Genomic DNA, 1,464 nt, shown 5'->3' with positions numbered 1-1,464 from the left:
CCGCAACGGTAACCGGCAGCCAGACGGTTGTAGGCGAAAGTGCGAACGTGGCGAGTGTAGCGGTGATCAAAGACTCCTCGAATAACGATGTGACGTCCAACTACCAGATCAGCTATGTTGCCGGAACGTTGAAGGTGACCGCTCTAGGGATCGAGATCACGGCAGTCAGCGATTTTAATAAAGTTAATAATACATTAGGTACTAACGTCTCGGTGAGTGGCAATGTCCTTGACAATGACTTCAATACCGGAGGCGAGGATATCGAGTTGACAGCTACCCTGCTGACGGATCCTAAGGATATTCCGGGTACGCTGGTCCTTAATGCAGACGGTAGTTATACCTTCACTCCGGCTCCTGGTTTCAGCGGTTTGGTGGCTGTGTTGTATAAGGCATGCGGAGGCGATCCGTTTGAGAGCTGTGCTACGGCAACCTTGTTTATCGATGTTCAAAAACTGGTGATTCCACAGCCTGATTTCAATGCTACGTATTTGGGTATTCCATTGACAGGTACTGTATTCACCAACGATGATGTACCTGCGGGTTCTACGTATGGCACACCAAAAGCGGATGACAAGAATCCGACTGGTGCTACTTTGGTGATGAATCCTGATGGTACCTACACCTTCGATGCTACCAAGCCTGGGGTATATAACTATACCATACCGGTTTGTGCACCGGATGGAAGTTGTGTTTCGACCACGTTGACGATTACAGTAAAAGAGCGAGGAGAGCCATCTGCTCCTATATTGAATACAGATTTAGGTACTGCAAAAGCAGGACAGCCTATAGTGCTTAATACACTGGCAAACGATGCTCCGGGAAGACCTAGTGTAACGCTTGATCCTGCTACTGTAAAAATTGTAGAACAGCCTAAAAACGGTACGGTAACTGTTGATCCGGCTACCGGAAAAATCACCTACACGCCAAATCCTGGATTTGTCGGAAAGGATACTTATACCTATACCGTGTGCGATTCCGGTAGTCCAGCCTTGTGCGCTACAGCTATTCAAGAAATTACAGTCGTGGCAAAAGATATCACCAATGGGGTTTTTGCTGCTGATGATTTCGCCACTGGACCTGCAAATTCAACCCTGACTGGAAACGTATTGTTGAATGATGGAGATTTGGCCGGCGGAAAATTAACGGTGACTCCTCAGGAGAAGGAAACCGCTCAGGGTGTCTTCAAGCTGAATGCTAACGGTACCTTCACCTTTGTTCCGAAGCCTGGATTTATTGGTCCGGTACAGTTTACCTATCAGGTGTGCACAGAAGGAGAATCTCCGATCTGTACGACAGCGACGCTGTACCTGCTGGTAGCTCCAAATGATATTTTGGCAGTGATGGACAACTTCCAAGCTAATGAGATCAACGGTCTGTTGGGTGGAGTTGCAGGCAATGTGCTGACCAACGACCTGATCAACGGTAAGCCGGTGAAACCATCCGAGGTTAAGATTAAAGTGGTCA

1 protein-coding gene is annotated in these 1,464 nt (G+C 47.9%); it reads left to right on the top strand.

From position 1 onward, the window contains the following. Nucleotides 1–1,464: Ig-like domain-containing protein (locus tag ACFPIK_RS18025; RefSeq protein ID WP_377917852.1), on the top strand; the 1,464-nt coding region annotated here is incomplete at both ends.

Origin of the sequence: Algoriphagus aquatilis, from assembly GCF_042657405.1 — a bacterium.
GTDB classification, from domain to species: domain Bacteria; phylum Bacteroidota; class Bacteroidia; order Cytophagales; family Cyclobacteriaceae; genus Algoriphagus; species Algoriphagus aquatilis.
The sequence above is the reverse complement of the archived record's forward strand: the minus strand, read 5'-3'. Positions and strand labels throughout refer to the sequence as shown.